The organism is Intestinibaculum porci, assembly GCF_003925875.1.
Lineage (GTDB): Bacteria > Bacillota_I > Bacilli_A > Erysipelotrichales > Coprobacillaceae > Intestinibaculum > Intestinibaculum porci.
In genome coordinates, this window is sequence record NZ_AP019309.1 from 2,358,216 (window position 1) to 2,374,872 (window position 16,657).

A 16,657-nucleotide genomic window follows, 5' to 3' on the forward strand; every position below is an offset into this window, starting at 1 on the left:
AAATGAACTCATACGCAAAAAATGGAGTCATGTGACTCCACTAATCAGCTAATTCAATGAGTAAGGCCATCTTGAATTGATGATCGGCTGTGACAGCGTGACGACCATTGTGATCGAACTTAAAGTTTTCACCCGCATGAATACGGTGTTCAACACCTTCATAAGTAATGATGGCTTCACCATCTAAGGCAAAGATTAAAGCATCGCCTGGGGCAGCGTGTTCGCTTAAACCAGTACCGGCATCAAAACTCATAATGACAAACTTCGTTGTTTCGTTATTGATGATATCTCTGTTAATAATCTTTCCTTCCTGATAAGGTACTAAATCTTTTAAGGCCATTACCTGACCTGCGGTTACTGCATTCATGGTTTCTCCTCCTTCACATTCGACATAAATGGCTTCTTCTTTGGCGACCACGCCAATTGGTGTATGAAGCGGTACAGAGTATAAATCTCCTTCATGAAGTGTCGCAATCACTTCATGATGATTGGTCACTTCCATGATGCCTTTCATCATCAGCCATAATTTAGGACGGGCATAGGTTTCTTCACTGATGCTTGTCTCTGGGGCTAATGAGAATGTATATAACTGATCATTTTCCTTGCTGGAAATGGTACATCCGGGAACACTCGGATTATTCTCTGCAATGGAAAAGACTTTTCCTGCTTGACTTTTCATAGGTATCTCCTCCTTGGTTCCAAGATTATCACATTTCATATAAAGAAAATGTTCTTAGGACCACAAATCTGCTAAGAAACCGTTATTAGACATTTTTGCGAAGCCGTATAACCGTTATAAAAAGCGGTAATTTCTGCCGTGCCTTTACCTACTGTTGTTGCTAAGCCATTGCCATCAACGGTTACGACATTCGGATTTGATGATGTATACGTCCACTTAATATCACTATGGGCATACTGGACAAAACACTGCACTGTTTTTCCGATTTTTGAGGTTGTTATCGTACCTGGCTGCATGAGCGGCTGCTGGGTTGTAAAATCATAAGCGCGCACGGCTGATAAATTGTCTTCATTTGTTGCGGTTAATGTAATGGTATAATGAGCGACCTGATTGACTTTAAAAGTGATATTGTGCGCATTGTTTTGGGCAATGATCGTGCCATCATCTAAAGTGACTTTCATGCTATAAGCAGTCTTATCGTTAGCATGATCAACTTTGCCCTGCACTGTCACTTCATCACCTAATAAGATGTTTTTCTTACTTGCTGTCATGGCTGTAATATCTGGTGACTGCATTGTGCGAGAAGCCGTATCAGACGTTGTCGCTGCTGGCGCTGTTGATGTATTTTGACTGGTGACTTGCAAAGTGGCTTTTTTCACCGTCTTCTTATTGTGCTGATCTTTGGCCGTAACTTCTAAAGTATAGTTCCCGCTGCCTTTGATTGAAAAGGATGCTGATTTTGCTTTCGTATACTTTGTCAACGTTACTTTCTTGCCCTGATAGTGATAAGCATACTGATACTTTGTGCGACCAAAGCCGCCTTTTGCGGTTGTCTTGATGACAATCTTCTGTTCAACCACTGAAGCGGTAAAATTGAGCTTTAAAGGACGCACTACCTGAACAAGGCAGCGATAAGTTTTCTTGCCGGCTTTCGCTGTAATCGTCGCTTTCCCGGCCTTATGCGCTTGAACAACGCCTTTTTTCACTGAGATCGCTTTATTTGTCGATGACCATTTGATCTTCTTTGCACCTTTCACTTTTAAAGTTGCTTTCTCACCAGTATAAAGATACAGTTTGGTCTTATTTAATCCGCTTTTGGCGTAAACGTTACTCATAGAAAGGACCATACCGGCAGTGATAACCATTTGTAATATTTTTTTCATAATTATAATTCTCCTAACATATGTTGATAATCTTCTTTTATTGACGCGAAAGCATTGCTTTCCTGTTTTTCTAATTCATGTTGATAAGTTGTTTCATCTATCTGATTTAAGAGATGAACAAGCTCATCAACCTGATCTTTCGTATAGATATGTGATTTTTCAATATAAGTGTGATCATGTAAGGTTTCTTCAAAGCCATAAATGACCTGATGATGAACAAATGCTTCTCTGAGGCTATTAAGAATTTCATTGGCATAGTTGATATCTAAATAAAGACCGCATGTTTCAAAGAGTTTTTTCACATTATGTTCTTTGATATTAGGATAGAGATGGACATGATCATAAGCGCCTAATGATAAGAGCTTGCTTGACATTTCAGTAATAGCCCCAATATAAAACTGGATATGAGGGCATCCTTTGATGATTGTCTCAATACTTTCAAGCTGATCAGAATTGGTCATAATTAATGCTTTATTATAATCAGGTGATGTCTCACTAAAGTGATAGATAAAGCCTAATGGGTCAATTAATTCTGATGAAACCCCCATAGCTAATAATTTCTGATAAGCATCACGGCGTTGGACAATGATATGGGATGTCCGATTACTGCGGCCTTGAATAATAGCCTGCATATTCCCCGGAATGGTCTCCTTGATCTCCTCCTGCCAGAATAACAGATCTGGTTTGGTATCTAACGTCAGCATTGATTCAGAGAGGAAGAATGGTAAGGATAATGAGTTATAAACAATGCGTTCATGATCTAAGCCTAAGTCATGAATCATTGCTTTCACAAAATCAATCTTATTTTTATAAATGTACATTTTCCCCTGCTTGTTTAAGATGATATCTCCGGTCATGAAATTCTCTACAATGACTTCTGCACCATGGACATCATAATACGTTTTGACAGTGCGATGATTATGTGCATCAAAACTGGTCTGGGCAAAGCGATGACCATAGACATCATAATGATCACTAGCGATCACCTGACCATTTGGTGATAAGTGATCAATAATCTTGATATAACGTTTACGTTTGGGTGAAGCATAGAAAATGCGGCCACGTAAGATCGCTCCATCATAAATTTCACCAGAAGAAGCGGTGCCTCGCACTTCATAAAAAGGCGGTAAGGCGACTCTATTGAAATAAAGCGGTAAACGCTGCTTCGTGGTATCACGGGTATAAAGATTATAAGGGGAAAGCACATCTTCCGGTAAAAAGCCATCATCATGAAAAGCAATGGCGGTAAAATCATAGCCCGCTGCTTTTAAGGACTGATAGAGATCATGGGACGAAGTATCAAAGTCTTCAAATAAATAAATCATTGTACATCCTCCAATAGTTCTGCCCACATTTTCTGGACGTTTTCATCAAGATAGTCTTTCGCAATGGCATAGGAAACATCAGCCATCGCCGCAAAATCATCACGTTTGGCTAAGGCTATAATGGCCTCTGACAGCTTTAAGACAAGACTGTGTTTGTCTTCATCATCGCCTTTTTCAATCAGGTAGCCGTTTTGTCCTTCTTTCACAAAAGTGGTATTGCCATAAGTGACATCAAAGCCAATAATCGGTAAGCCGGAACCGACCGCTTCTAAGAGCGTTAAGCCGAATCCTTCGGAGCCTGAGGCCGATAAATAGCCTTCATAGTTTTTGAAAACTTCATCTAATTTCTGATGACCTTTCATGGTGATATACGATGAGGCATTGTGCTCCTTGATCGTCTTTTCAATAAGCTCCACTTCTCCGCCACGACCATATATATCAAAGGTGATATCTGTAATAACTTCATGCGCTAAAGCGACGGCTTCAACGAGATAATCGACATGTTTTTCACTTGCTAAACGAGAAGCGGTCATATAGGCATGATGCCGACGTTCAGGATTATGTTTGAGTTCACTGATTGAACCAACCGGAATCGTGACGATCCGCGGTGTCGCCTGATAGTAATGGGCAAACTGCTCTCTGAGGGTCTTAGCTTGAAGACGCGTTGAGGCAATATAGAAGTCGACATATTGATACTGATCAAAACTGTATTCATAATAATTATTCCAGAGGATATTATATTCATCCATCAGGTCTTCATTAAAGTGTTCCGCATGAATGACTACGCCTACTTTCGCCTGACCACGATTTTTGAGTAAGGCCCCTTCCATGCCGGTGGAACGATCAATAATCATGACATCGCCCTTTTGAAAATTAAGACAGGAAAGGAAATAGCCAATGAAATCTTCTTTATTGAAGAAAAACTGTGGTCCTACACGATAAGTAACATTCTCGCCATCGATCATTTCTTCTAAGGCAATGGTGCCATTTTTATTCAACCAGCAGCGACGATACAGATAAGCTTTATTATCTTTAGGCGCATAATACTCGGTAAAGAGACGATCATATGTGAAATAATCTTTACGAATGAGTTTCCCGCGAGAAACGTATTCCACGCGATGAATAAAGTGAGAATGGGGTCTTACTAAATACGCGGTATAGAAGCGTTCATCGGGAAAGGTATAGACGATCCGATCTTCTCTTTCCTCCTTTTGATAATCACTGCGATCAAAAGTGCTTTCTAACACTTGCGCAGTATATGTGGTAGGCGCAATTTCCTGATCGGTAAAGTACTGATAAAGCCAAATGACTTCGTCATCACGTAATCCGATATTACGCGTCATATGTTCAATATTTTCATACTGGAACATATCCATAAAGATAAACTTAGCGTTCTGATGAATTTTTCTTAAGACTTTGGCCCGGTAAGCCTGGGCGTATTCAACGCCGCTAGAAGCCCAGCCAATGCCTAAATTAATATTGTATATTGTCATAGCTCCTCCTAAGGTAATAATACACGAAATGAATCACCACGCCTAAAATGACTTATGTTCATGATCACTGCAAAATCATCAAATACTTACATATTTAAAAAACCCTATTCTGCATATCCGATTTTATATTCATCGATACTCATTGATTATTAGATATTTTATCGTTACACTCTTTTCATCAGTATTTAATAATGCCAATCAATATAATCAATGAGATCGTTTATATTCTTTCCAGCAATAAGATTATTTTCCTCATTAACAGAATGTCTAGTACAGCTGACTATAAGTGAAAAAACAATTATTGTAATCATTAGATTCCAATGTTACTTCCATTTTACGCTTAATCTTGATCTTATTCCAAAACAAAATACTTCACTCAATAAAAAAAGACATCCGAAGATGCCTTAAGCGAAACTGACTTCTGAGAGGCAGGTATCATGATAACTGCTGCCGCGATATACAGAGACGATTTTGATGGTAATCTTTTTCGTCTTATGGACCTTATAGAAGGTCAGTTTCTGTTGACGATTATAATAATCATTTAAAGTACGGAATTCTTTGCCATCATCGAAGATGAAGTAACAAGATTTCACGCGGTTATTGCGATAGTAAATGGAATAGCTCTTATCATAGCCATTGTAGATGCTCGTTGAAGTGACCTTAGACTTTTGTTTAAGGGTAAAAGTAACGGTTTCCCCAATCCCATCACCATCAGCGCCTTCGTTCCAGGCAGTTGTCGGATCCCCATCGGTTAAGACAGAGGGACTATAGTTAAAACGGCTGCTCTGGAGTGTTGAAGAAGCTGCAACTGAAGCGATCGTTGGCGTTGAAGAAATTGTCTTCTTCGCTTTATTCGTCGTTGTTTTGGTAGACGTTTCGGTTGTAGTTGTCGAAGTACTTTTCTTCTTTGACATAAGAATACCGCCAAAGATCAATGCCACGACTAAGACTAAGCCTAAGACTTTAAACGGAATGAGACGAATGCTGCGACGTGGCTTCACCTCGATGGGATCGCCAGGATGATAGATTTTCGTGGCTTCTTTATCCTGATCATAATCTTCTTCATCACGATCCATAACAAAGCTTTTGACCTTATGTTTGAGGCCCTGCCGATTTTCTCGCGTTTCCTGATCCTCTTCTTCATGCTCATCTTTAGGCGGGAAGAGGTAATCTTTTAAACGCGCAAAATAAACTTTGAAACCGTGTTCTCTCGGTTCTTCAATATCTTCGTAAGGTTCTTCTTCATCGAATGCGAAGCCCTGTTTGTTTTCCTGAGGCTCATCCTCTTCAAGATGAAAAGCTGTTTCTGGGGTTGTTTCCCGGTTATAGAAATCCGTATGTTCTTGTGTATCAAAAGTTTCGGATTGCTCACTTTCGGGCTCTTCGTTTATATCTTCATGATAAATGTTCTTTTCAAAGAAGTCATCGCTGCTTTCTTCTTCCTCACGCTGCAGTTTTTCAACGTATTCACGTTTACTGCGCTTAAGGGGCTGTCCACAATGTTCACAGACAAACGCTGAATCAGGATTATCTTCTCCACAATAAGGACATCTCATAGTTCCACCTGCTTTCTTGATCATTATCCTCCCTGATCTTGTAGAGATCATGGATTGGTCATGTGAAATCACATGCACATGCCAATTATAATCAAATTCACAATGAATGATAGGATATGTAATTTATTTATCACATGAATAAGTTTTATTCATAGCCATTAGGGTTATGTTTTTGCCAGTTCCAAGAGTCACGGCACATATCTTCGAGGCTGCGTTTCGCTTCCCAGCCTAATACTTTTTTTGCTTTATCAGCATTTGAGTAACAAATGGCTAAATCGCCGGCACGTCTTGGACCAATTTCATATTTCACTTTTAAGTCATTGGCTTTTTCAAAAGCATGAACGATATCTAAGACAGAATAAGGATGACCCGTTCCTAAGTTGATAATATCCGTGCCTTTACGAGACATCGCATATTCAACCGCTTTGACATGACCATCAGCTAAGTCCATAACATGGATGTAGTCACGTAAGCATGTGCCATCAGGCGTTGGATAATCATTACCAAAGATGGTTAAATGATCACGTTTGCCAATGGCTGTCTGCGAAATATAAGGCATTAAGTTATTTGGTACTCCTTTTGGATCTTCGCCAATCATGCCGCTTGGATGTGCCCCAATTGGGTTGAAATAACGTAAAATAACAACGGATAATTCAGGATCCGCTTTGGCGGTATCTAATAAGATCTGTTCAATCATCCATTTGGTCCAGCCATAAGGGTTTGTACATGTCCCCTTCTTGTTGGTTTCATATAATGGTGATTCATTTTCAGCGCCATAAACAGTCGCACTTGATGAGAAGACAATATGTTTAACATTATGTGCTCTCATGACTTCTAAAAGTGTTAAGGTTGTATCTAAATCAACACGATAGTAAAGTAATGGTTTGGCAACGGATTCCCCAACGGATTTTAATCCAGTAAAGTGAATTACACAGTCAATATCATTTTCATCAAAGATGGCAGATAATTTATCATGATCACGCACATCCGCTTCGTAGTGTTTAATTTTTGTGTCAGTAAGCTGTTCCACGCGACGAATCGATTCCTCGCTTGAGTTAGCATAGTTATCCACGATGATAACTTCATGCCCTGCTTTCGTTAATGTATAGGCGGTATGAGAGCCAATATAGCCTGCTCCCCCTGCTAATAGTACCTTCATACGTTGATCCTCCTTTATTTATCCCCATTATAAAGCACTTTTTCAAACATGCAATACCTTTAACGTCAAATTGCGACCTGTTACGCAGGTTGTCACAAAAGTAAGCGCAAACAGTGGTAAAGTAGACTTATCAAGAAAGAAAACTTCTTGATTCTGGCAGTGAAAAAAATAATAGATGAGCTTTCCCAAATTACATGCCTTATTGCAACGTTTTTTGTTGGATTCCCGTTTTTCCATTCCCTTTTTAATGGTTTTTTTACGGAATATCTTCCGTGTTTTCTATCATTTACCTCCTCACCGGGAAAGATTTTTCATCCACGACTTCTTCCAATGTTTACAATACACACTGTCAGACACATACACCGTGTTTACGCGGTGTATTTATTTGTCTAGAAAGAAGGTTACCTATGTCACTTATAAAATTACCAATGGTTCATGATTATCATCTCAATATTCCAGAAAATCTGACAATGAAATATTTAAGCAGTCGCGCCTTACGTAAAGATGTGGCGTATTCTATTAAGGAGCTTTCAGATCAGGCTTTGACATATTATGATTTACTCATTAAAGAATCCTGTCTTAATGACTGTGATGATACTAAGGCTTTTGTGGCTCATACCATTCATGAAACAATTGCCCATGAGATTACTATGCGTTATTTACGGAAACATGCTTGCCCTAAAGAAAAATACCCCGAAACCGTACGTTACAGCTTAGAAACGTATGATTATATTCGTAATCGCTATGGTGAAGATGAAAGTAATATCTATTTAATGGTAGCAGTTGAACGTTTTACCAATGAATGTTTCTTTGAAACATCAATAGATGACTTATGTGCCTATCATCATACCTTAATGACTAAAATTAAAAAGATGGACTTTGTTTTATGGGAGTTTCTTTCTTGCATTGAGGATGCGATCACTTCGAAAGTGAATTACCAATACATCAAACAGGATCATCTCTATGATACCGATCTTCCCATCACTATTCATTTACAAAACTGTTTAGAAGACTTATTAGTGGATTCGGTGATCCCTCATCAGGACTAATTGTTAAGCAATCAAAAACATAGAAATATGTACGTAAACATAGATAAGAGAGGACACATTAAGTCTCTTGTCTATGGCTTAACAATAGGTTTCGAGCCTAAGTGACTGCTACTATCGAAAGATATGTTGCAGATATGAACTATATTAAGCAGTAAGGCAAAGACACACCTTTAGATGTAATCTTCAGTCTAAAGCTCTGTGAGTGCGAACCAAGAAACAATGCTAATGTCCTGCATTGATAACAGGGAAACACATGTCCTCTGCTCGATATTGGCACGAAGAGAAATGCTCCGAAAGGAAGGTGTCAGAAATGACATGTTATGCTTTTGTATTGGATGCTAATAATAAACAATTAGCACCAACTAAAGAACAGAAGGCTTGGTTTCTTATTCGTAAGAAACGAGCAACATTGGTCAGCAAATATCCAATGGTGATACAACTTAAAAAGAAAATTCCAGATCAAGAAATCTGCAAAGATGAAATTCGTTGTGGAATAGATGACGGCGGTCTTCATGTTGGTGTCGCATTAGTACAGAAATGTCAGACGCGAAACAAAGTCATTTTTAAAGGAACTATTGAACAGCGTAATGATGTAAAACATCTTATGGACGTTAGACGTGGATTTAGGCGTTATCACCGTGATCATAAAAGATATAGACCAGCGAGATTTGACAACAGAAAATCCTCTAAACGAAAAGTGAGAATTGCACCAAGTATTTTGCAAAAACGTCAAGCAACAATAAGAGTTATCAATCAACTTAACAAATGGATAAATATAACGAATTATTGGTTAGAAGATGTTGCTATTGATATAAGAGCATTGACAGATGGCTATAAACCATATCGGTGGCAATATCAAAAATCAAACAGACTGGACGAGAATATCCGTAAAGCTGTCATTTTACGAGACGGCTGCAAATGTATGGAATGTGGAAAATCTAATTGTAGATTAGAGGTTCATCACATTAAGCCAAGAAGACTGAAAGGTTCAAATACGCTTGGTAATCTTATTACGTTATGTACAGGATGTCACCAGAAAACAGAAGGAGTAGAAGAATTATATATGAACAGATACTTCGCTTTGTTAAATTCTTCTGACAATAAGAACCTGAATTACGCACAGCATGTAATGATAGGTAAAAAATGGCTGAGAGAACAGTTATCAAAATTAGGAATGTTACATTTAACCAACGGAGGTGATACAGCCAATAAGCGTATTGACTGGGGTATTGCAAAATCACATTCTAATGATGCCATATGTATCACAGACCTGCGACCAGACACATGTGAAATCAAAGAATGGGTAATAAAACCTATGCGAAGACAAAGTAAGGCTAAGACAGATAATGTTCTTGGAATTAAACAAAGGGATTTGGTTGAGTACACTTTTATGAACGGTGAAACACATAGAGGGTATGTAACAGCTTTATATCCAGAACAAAACGCTCTTAATTTTCAAAGTCCAACAAAAAATTGCAAGAAAGTTAACGCAAGAAAATGCAAAGTGCTTTGGAAATATTCTAAGATTTATTGGTTAGATAATGTGAGTTAGACACATTTGTCTATACATAAACACAAATAATAATGATTTAATAAGGAGGATGCCTGTCATGAATACACCTTATAAAAAACTCATCTTAGCCCCCTTACATCAGGTCTATCGTGATCATCTCTATGCCATTCACTCACGTGATGATCAGTTCTTTCTCATTAAAAGCAAAGATATTAAAAGACGTCGTTATATCGAAGAATATCTCCCGCTTTATCAGTCTTTTCCAGACGCGAAAGAAGCAGATAGCTTTATTCAAAAAGATCTCGAACACTTCGTCAAAGATATCCTGATTGACTCCCTGGCAGCCTATACAGTGCTTTTAGAAGAAGATAAACCACATCATAAAGGCTTATCCTTACATATCTTAAAGATGATGATGAACGCTTCACAAAAGGAAATTATGCATCGTTTCATCATTCAAAAACATATCTCCCCCTTATCCATTGACCTCCTCGATTATCCCTTTCTCTCACGCATCAGCAGCTATGAAACTTTTATTAAACAAAAAGATCAGCCCGGGGCGACGCAGTATTTAAAGCGCTGTCTGCATGATTTTAAACGCACTGTTACAAGTGATGAAACAGCATATCTGACCATCTATGCTTCCCTTATGCAATACACCACAACTCACAGCTTAACTCCGGAATGCGTGCATTTCATCACTGCTTTTGAAGATTTCCTCTCTTCATTCATGATTGATTCCTTGCCCCCGATTCATGAGATCATCCATAATCCCGTCTTCACGAAAGAAGAAAAGCAGGCAAAATTAGAACGTATTATTCACATAACATATAATTTAAAATGTGAAGCTGATGGCCCAACATTAACACGATTATTGCATATCAGGTAAAATTATGAATGCATTAATAAAAAACAAGAAAGCAGGTTTAGATATGAAGAATATAAAAAAATGCGAATAGAAGACAAAACTTGTCCATGCGATAATTGATCGTCGTCATGAATTAGGTTTATCACAGCGTGATTTAGCGAAACTTTGCCATTTACCACAATCTTCTATTGCCCGTCTTGAAGCTAATATAACCTCTCCCCGCTTAGATACTCTTGAAAAAAACTTATATCCTTTAGGCCTAACAATTGAATTAAAAAAAGAACCCCAGATGAAACAGGGTTCCTCATGAGATCCACTACACGTGGATCTCATTGTGCTTCCAGAAAAGCAATGGCGATGTCAAAGTTTGGGATATAGTCATAAAGTGTTTCTTTCTGTTCATCGATCAGGATATTTCGGATGTAATATTGACGCAGATTTTCATTTTTTCTAACATGTGTTAAATAAACATAACGATTTTCATTATTGGTTGTTGTAAAGATTACCTGGCTTTGATCAAGGACTTCTAAGACTCTTAAATTATGAGCTGTGAATAAAAACTGTCCCTTCCCCTGCCTCATCATGATCCGTAATACTTCTCCTAATAAATATTCAAAAATGCAAGTATCTAAATCATCAATGACAATCATGCTAGAAGGATGATGAAAGCTTTGCAAAAATAACGATGTGATCGAGAGAAGTTTCTTAATACCGACTGATTCCTTTGATAAAGGTATGTTTTCCTCGTTTTTGTGTGATACCAATTCACATTCAGCCACTACTTCATTCTTTCTATTTAAGTGACTCCCAATCACCTGTAATCCTAAAGTGAGATGAGGAATCAAATTGGGTAAAACGATGTTAAGTTTGTCAATAGCCGACTGAGCATCCATTAAAAAATTTTCAGGGATTGATGTTACACCATCAAGGGCAAACGATACATGGAAGTTGTTTTTCCCAAATAATTGTAGCGTATCGTCATTTTGCATAATGGGATCATCGACAATAAGTTCATTTCGTCCATAATCTTCTAAACGCTTTAAGATACAGACAATCTCACTTTTCTTTAAAGCTGAGCGCAGTTTTGAGGAAAACAGATAAGATTGTCCCCTCTTGTGACATAAGCCTTTGGCGACAAGCTGATCAATCCGCTTTTGTGGATCATCAAATGAAAAGGGCTTATCTTGCAGGATAAAAGGTTCTTCTGTGTCTGTATCAATCACAACTTTATCATAAGTAAGTCTTTCATGAGAAATTGTGAGTCTTTTCTTTTCACCTTCCTGATTCATAGCACGAAGAGAAAATGTATAGGTCACATGATGCTCTCCGACCATTAATTTAAAACTTAAGGTTGTCTGATCAGCTTTTAAAGCAATACATGAGCTATAAACATCGGCGATCGGTTTACTAATAAGGGCATATTTTAAAATATTGAAGACATGAATGACTACACTTTTCCCAGAACCATTTTGTCCAAAAATACCAAGGATATGATCTTTCATATGAATAGATCCATTTTTCACGTTCATAAAGTTATTAATTTGCATACTTATCATCTTTACATCACTATGCATAATTCATCACCTCATAACTGTATCCTAGCACGACTGAAGGCATAAAGAAATCCTTTCCGCAAGGAAAGGATTAAGATAATAAGAAAGCTTGGGAATAATAACTATAAACAGCTTGATAATGCTTTTTATGAGTTGACTGACAAATAACCTTCATGGTTTGTTTAACCTGTGATTTGGTAAAGGAATCAGGTAAGAGAACGACAATCTGATCTTTTGATTGACGTTTAGCAAGGATCTTTGATAAGGATGGGATCTCCTGGCTTGTGAAGAAATAAGATTCATCATAATTGAATTTTAATGGCATCGCCGTATAGAAATCAGTCCAGCCTGGATTCTGATAAATCAGACAGTCGGCTCCTTTTACTCTTTTGGCTTTCGCTTCTATAGCGGGATAATCACTATATAGACAGTCAACATTGTACTGATAAATGGATAAGCCAGCGATGAATAAGGTTAAGACGGATAGAATGAAACCTTTGGTATGGGTATTAACTTTAAACATTTGAACAATGAGTGAAAGCATACCGACAATAAGTAGTGCCAGCCATGGATAGAGGGCATAGATATAGCGTGGCTGAGCCATTTGTGAGCCTTTGATAATAACGATTCCACTCATGATTGTGGTAAAGCTATAAAGGGTAAATAAGGGACTGATATGATCTTTGACTTTGATGTCCTTCTGTCTTAAATAGATCACTAAACAAACAATAAAGAAGATCGCAAATACATAAAGCATCAGGCCGCCAAACATGGAGTTATTGATCCAGCCCAAGTAATACTTGGTAAAGACATTTTCTGTGCGTCCCTGTAAGTTAGTGACGACCTGGGTGCCGCGATAACCGCCAAAGACATGGGTCAAGGTGGCGGGGAAGATCATTAAATTGCAGGCAAAGCCAGCAAGTAATGAGGTCATATAAGCTAATAAAGCTCCTCTATTCTTAACTAATAAATAAACGCATACCGACGCTGCCATAAAGAAGGCAAAGGGATAAAAATAATAATGAGTAAGACCACCTAACATGACGCTAAAGAATAACAATAAGAAGTTTTTTACAGTATAGGAATGGTCTTTAAAGATCTTAATATGCATCTGTAAAAAGACTAAGTAAGCAAGGGTTAAAAGCAGGTACATTCTTATCAGAATGATATCAGATAACCCAGCTGCTGAGCAGGACCATAAAGCGACTGTTAATAAGCTTTTGAGTTCACTTTTAAGAAAATACTTAGCGATGTGATAAAGCAGTAAATCAATAATGATGAGGATCCCGATATTAAGGCCTAAGCCATACCATTTACTAAAGGAATTAGGGAATAATGAGCAAATGGTATGTAATAAGACATAATAAAGCGGCGGATGCACATCATTGACCTGATTACGATAAGGCGCATCATAGGTAAAAGCATCTTTCTTTTGAACGGTGACATAATCTTTAAAATAACTTTGATCAACCCAGCCATGATTGTGAGAAACCTGAGTGGCTGACTGTTTCCCTAAAAATGAATAGTTTTCGCTATTGGCTAAGCCATAAGAGAAGATTTCATCCCCAAAGAAAGACTTCTTCTGACTGCCGGTATAAACAGCTAAGACCAGCTGTAAAATGATGAGTGTGAGATAGAATGTTTTCTTTTTCATAAAGACCTCCGTTTCTCATCTTATAATTTTTTGAAAGTTTTGTAAATGAAAAGCCGGCCTGTTAAGACCGACATAAAATTAGAATTTGAATGTTTCCTTGAGAGGTAACCATAACTTATCTTTATCTGAGAAGTTTAATGGTGTGCCATCATCTAAATGATAGCTATCTGGGTTGGCTGTGCCTTTATATTCCCCTTCAAGATGTGGCCAAACGATACCGATTTCAGGATCGTTCCACGCTAATCCGCCTTCATCTCCTGGATGCCAGAAATCTGTTACTTTATAACAGAATTTTGCTTCATCAGATAAAACTAAGAAGCCATGGGCAAAACCTTCTGAGATATAGAACTGTTTATGGTTGTCTTCAGTTAATTCAACCCCAAACCACTTTCCATAAGTTGGAGAATTAGCACGTAAGTCTACCGCTACGTCAAAGACTGCACCTTTAATACAACGTACTAATTTTCCCTGTGGGAACTGTTTCTGGAAATGTAAGCCACGTAATACGCCTTTTGTACTTGAGGATTCGTTATCCTGTACAAAAACCATATCTAAGCCTGCTTCATGCATATCTTTCTGGTTATAAGTTTCTGTGAAATAACCACGGTTATCGCCATGGACGGCTGGGGTAATGATATGTAAGCCTTCAATGCCGCCGACATTTTTTTCTACTTGAATCTGTCCCATAATTATAACTCCTCAATATTGATTTCTTTTAAGTATCTCGCAAGCGCATCTTTCCAGTCTGGTAATGGTGTAAAGCCATGTTTAACAAGTTTAGACTTATCTAAACGTGAGTTAAATGGACGTGCTGCTTTAGAAATACCATATTCCGCTGTTGTGACTGGTAAAACATTGGTTGTATAACCAGCCTGTTTATAGATTTCTTTGGTGAAGTCATACCATGAAATATAGCCGCCTTCGTTTGTGGCATGATAGTAACCATATTCCTCTGTTTCAATCATATCCACTAATAAACGGGCTAAATCCAAGGTATAAGTTGGGGTACCAATCTGGTCATTAACGACTTTGACGGTATCATGGGTTTTCCCCACCTTTAACATTGTCTTAATGAAGTTATTGCCATTCAGGCCAAATACCCAGGCAATACGAACAATAAAGTATTTATCTAAGGTTTTAGAAACCGCTAATTCGCCGCCTAATTTCGATTCACCATAAACTGATAATGGTGCATAGTCTTTACAGTCCGGATCCCAAGGGGTTGTCCCCTGTCCATTGAAAACGTAGTCTGTTGAGATGTAAACCATCTTGGCATCAATAGCTTTAGCCGCGTTGGCGATATTCTGGGTTCCGTCAACGTTGATCTTCATGACAAGATCTTTTTTCTCTTCAGCGGCGTCAACAGCTGTCCAGGCTGCACAGTGTACAATCACATCAGGATGTAATTCGGTGATCGTTTTTTCTACTGCCTCTGCATTAGTGATATCTAATGAAACGTAAGGCGCAGTTGTGACATAAGAGCCATCCTGAATCCCGCTGTAAGTTTCTTTTAAGTCAGTCCCAATGCCTTCATAGCCACGTTTAGCGCATTCATTCATGACATCATGACCGAGCTGTCCAGCAACGCCAGTTACGAATACGCGCATTATTCGTTAACCTCTTTTCGATCGCCATACATGTCCTGGTAATAGTTCTGATAATCACCAGAGATGATGTTTTCCCACCATGATTTATTATCTAAATACCACTGAATCGTTTTCTTAATACCATCTTCGAATTTAGTTTCTGGTAACCAGCCTAATTCATTATGGATCTTAGTAGGATCGATGGCATAACGACGGTCATGACCTTTACGATCTTCTACGTGTTTGATTAATGATTCAGGTTTATCTAAAGCTTTACAGATGATCTTAACGATATCGATGTTCTTCATTTCGTTATGACCGCCGACGTTGTAAACTTCACCGACTTTACCATTGTGGATAATTAAATCAATGGCACGGCAATGATCTTCCACATATAACCAGTCACGCACGTTATCACCTTTACCATAAACTGGTAATGGTTTGTCATGTAAAGCGTTGATAATCATTAATGGGATTAATTTTTCTGGGAAGTGATATGGACCATAGTTGTTAGAGCATCTTGAGATGGTTACTGGTAAACCATAAGTACGATGATAAGCTAACACTAATAAGTCAGCAGCAGCCTTAGATGATGAATAAGGGCTTGAAGTATGGATTGGTGTCTCTTCTGTGAAGAATAAATCTGGACGATCTAATGGTAAATCACCATAAACTTCATCAGTAGATACCTGATGATATCTCTTAATACCATATTTACGGCAAGCATCCATTAATGTAGATGTACCGATGATATTTGTCTGTAAGAAGATTTCAGGGTTTTCAATAGAACGGTCAACATGTGATTCCGCTGCGAAGTTCACAACCATATCTGGATGTTCTTCTTCAAATAACTTGTAGACACCTTCACGATCACAGATATCTAATTTCACAAAACGGAAGTTAGGGTTGTCCATAACGGGTTCAAGTGTTGATAAGTTGCCGGCATATGTTAATTTATCTAAGCAGATAATTCTGTAATCTGGATGCGCCTTTAACATATGGAATACGAAGTTTGAGCCGATGAAACCAGCTCCGCCTGTAACGATAATGTTCATGTTT

At 38.2% G+C, this 16,657-nt stretch carries 14 protein-coding genes and 1 pseudogene; 4 read left to right on the top strand and 11 right to left on the bottom strand.

Translation table 11 applies throughout. From position 1 onward, the window contains the following. Window positions 1–40 precede the first annotated feature (40 nt). The 6 genes from SG0102_RS11285 to galE form a co-directional block, all read right to left on the bottom strand. Window positions 41–679 carry a cupin domain-containing protein gene (locus tag SG0102_RS11285; RefSeq protein ID WP_125120020.1) on the bottom strand — a complete coding sequence of 213 codons (639 nt, stop codon included), beginning with the start codon at window positions 677–679 and terminating at the stop codon, window positions 41–43. Between the two features lie 71 nt (window positions 680–750). Further along, window positions 751–1,842: a triple tyrosine motif-containing protein gene (locus SG0102_RS11290; RefSeq protein WP_125120021.1), complete on the bottom strand. Its 1,092-nt coding sequence runs from the start codon at window positions 1,840–1,842 to the stop codon at window positions 751–753. 2 nt (window positions 1,843–1,844) lie between these two features. Further along, window positions 1,845–3,167, bottom strand: a complete 1,323-nt coding sequence (gene gtfB, locus SG0102_RS11295; RefSeq protein ID WP_125120022.1) for an accessory Sec system glycosylation chaperone GtfB — start codon at window positions 3,165–3,167, stop codon at window positions 1,845–1,847. Further along, entirely contained in the window at window positions 3,164–4,660 is a 1,497-nt protein-coding gene (gtfA, locus tag SG0102_RS11300; RefSeq protein ID WP_125120023.1) for an accessory Sec system glycosyltransferase GtfA, read from the bottom strand. Before gtfA ends, gtfB begins: the two co-directional genes overlap by 4 nt. A gap of 404 nt (window positions 4,661–5,064) precedes the next feature. Then, entirely contained in the window at window positions 5,065–6,216 is a 1,152-nt protein-coding gene (locus tag SG0102_RS11305; RefSeq protein WP_157983039.1) for a zinc ribbon domain-containing protein, read from the bottom strand. Window positions 6,217–6,361: 145 nt separating this feature from the next. Then, a complete protein-coding gene (gene galE, locus SG0102_RS11310) occupies window positions 6,362–7,375 on the bottom strand; it encodes a UDP-glucose 4-epimerase GalE (RefSeq protein WP_125120025.1) in 1,014 nt (337 codons plus the stop codon). Window positions 7,376–7,782: 407 nt separating this feature from the next. Here galE and SG0102_RS11315 point away from each other — a divergent pair, with 407 nt between their 5' ends. From SG0102_RS11315 to SG0102_RS15995, 4 genes and pseudogenes are all read left to right on the top strand, one after another. After that, window positions 7,783–8,424 carry a hypothetical protein gene (locus SG0102_RS11315; protein WP_125120026.1) on the top strand — a complete coding sequence of 214 codons (642 nt, stop codon included), beginning with the start codon at window positions 7,783–7,785 and terminating at the stop codon, window positions 8,422–8,424. A gap of 310 nt (window positions 8,425–8,734) precedes the next feature. Next, entirely contained in the window at window positions 8,735–9,976 is a 1,242-nt protein-coding gene (iscB, locus tag SG0102_RS11320) for an RNA-guided endonuclease IscB (protein ID WP_125120027.1), read from the top strand. Window positions 9,977–10,034: 58 nt separating this feature from the next. Next, window positions 10,035–10,826: a hypothetical protein gene (locus SG0102_RS11325; protein ID WP_125120028.1), complete on the top strand. Its 792-nt coding sequence runs from the start codon at window positions 10,035–10,037 to the stop codon at window positions 10,824–10,826. An 82-nt stretch (window positions 10,827–10,908) separates the two neighbouring features. Beyond that, a pseudogene (locus SG0102_RS15995) lies at window positions 10,909–11,115 on the top strand (helix-turn-helix domain-containing protein); the annotation flags it as partial. A gap of 19 nt (window positions 11,116–11,134) precedes the next feature. Here SG0102_RS15995 and SG0102_RS11335 read toward each other — a convergent pair. The 5 genes from SG0102_RS11335 to rfbB all read right to left on the bottom strand — a co-directional run bounded on the left by SG0102_RS11335 (window position 11,135) and on the right by rfbB (window position 16,653). After that, a complete protein-coding gene (locus tag SG0102_RS11335; protein ID WP_125120029.1) occupies window positions 11,135–12,379 on the bottom strand; it encodes an AAA family ATPase in 1,245 nt (414 codons plus the stop codon). A 70-nt stretch (window positions 12,380–12,449) separates the two neighbouring features. After that, window positions 12,450–14,012, bottom strand: coding sequence for a hypothetical protein (locus SG0102_RS11340; protein WP_125120030.1), 1,563 nt, complete (start codon window positions 14,010–14,012; stop codon window positions 12,450–12,452). Between the two features lie 78 nt (window positions 14,013–14,090). Continuing rightward, window positions 14,091–14,699, bottom strand: a complete 609-nt coding sequence (gene rfbC, locus SG0102_RS11345; RefSeq protein WP_125120031.1) for a dTDP-4-dehydrorhamnose 3,5-epimerase — start codon at window positions 14,697–14,699, stop codon at window positions 14,091–14,093. A 2-nt stretch (window positions 14,700–14,701) separates the two neighbouring features. Further along, a complete protein-coding gene (rfbD, locus tag SG0102_RS11350; RefSeq protein ID WP_125120032.1) occupies window positions 14,702–15,619 on the bottom strand; it encodes a dTDP-4-dehydrorhamnose reductase in 918 nt (305 codons plus the stop codon). Beyond that, window positions 15,619–16,653, bottom strand: coding sequence for a dTDP-glucose 4,6-dehydratase (gene rfbB, locus SG0102_RS11355; RefSeq protein WP_125120033.1), 1,035 nt, complete (start codon window positions 16,651–16,653; stop codon window positions 15,619–15,621). The genes rfbD and rfbB overlap by 1 nt, the downstream gene beginning before the upstream one ends. Window positions 16,654–16,657: the final 4 nt, after the last annotated feature.